This is a genomic window from Pseudorhizobium xiangyangii (assembly GCF_020531965.1).
Taxonomy (GTDB): domain Bacteria; phylum Pseudomonadota; class Alphaproteobacteria; order Rhizobiales; family Rhizobiaceae; genus Neorhizobium; species Neorhizobium xiangyangii.
In genome coordinates this window covers 1-1,081 of record NZ_JAJAWH010000099.1, presented here as the reverse complement: position 1 = coordinate 1,081, position 1,081 = coordinate 1, and the positions used below count along the sequence as shown (strand labels likewise).

Here is a 1,081-nt window from a genome sequence, read left to right as displayed (position 1 = left end):
GCCGGTGGCCCCTTCCCCCACGGAGCGTCCTCGTTGCGCGAGCAGCACGGCGACTGGACCGTGATCTGCAGTACCGGCAAAAGCGGCGATGAAGACGTGAAGAGCTGCATCTTGCAGCAGGAACAGGTTCGTCAGGTGACGAACGGCCCCAGCCAACGCGTCCTCGCAATCGAGTTTCAGCGCAACGCCAAAGGCCTCGAAGGCGTCCTGGTACTGCCCCTCGGGCTCAATCTGGTGGACGGTGCCGTTCTGCAGATCGACGGCAACAAGGCAATGGAGCCCAGGCCCTTCCGTACCTGTCTTTATGCAGGGTGCATCGTCAACGTCACGGCAGACGACAAAATGGTCGCGGGGCTTGCCAAGGGCAAGGCGATGACCGTCAAAACGACGAACAACGAGGGCAAGGCGACCGAGTTCTCCATATCGCTGGCTGGTTTCCAGGCCGCCCTTGAACGCGCCTCTGACCTTGTGAAGTAACCCGGACCGGAACCGTCCGGCTTCTCTTAGATCCACATCGACAGACCGGCCGCACTCGATGAGAGCGGTTGCTGACGCTGTGCGCCTTTTTAACAACCGTTGCGCTTGCGCAAGGGCAGCAATCGGATCAAATGATCATGACCAAAGCAAGAACGCAATCCTCTACCCGAATCTCCCTCCGCCGCCTCTCTCTTTCGACCGCGATTGTGTCGGTGCTTGCTGCGCCGGCAGCAGCCCAGCAGTATATTGCAGACGGCGACACAGTGGTTGTGGAGGGCGGCGCCCTGAGCACCACCGGCACCTCCGAAACCGTACTGACAGCCATAAATGGTGGGAACATTTTCACAACCGGTCCGCTTGAGATCACGACGGGTGGCACAAATGCATTCGGAGCATATGCCGGCTCCAACGGCAGCATCACGCTGTCCGGCGGCTCCATCACCACCACAGGAATAAATAGCTTTGGTCTTGTGGCAGAGGATGGCGCGGCGATCCGCGCCTCGGACGGGCTGGTTATCTCAACACAGAACGATTTTTCGTGGGGGGCATCTGCTGCCCGCGCTGGCCAGATACAGCTGACCGACACGACGATATCGACGCTGGG

General features: G+C 60.1%; 1 protein-coding gene and 1 pseudogene. Both read left to right on the top strand.

The annotated features are described in order from the left end of the window. A partial coding sequence (locus LH464_RS24365; protein ID WP_226788977.1) for an invasion associated locus B family protein occupies window positions 1-477 on the top strand: 477 nt, incomplete at its 5' end. Window positions 478-545: 68 nt separating this feature from the next. Further along, a pseudogene (locus tag LH464_RS24360) lies at window positions 546-1,081 on the top strand (hypothetical protein); the annotation flags it as partial.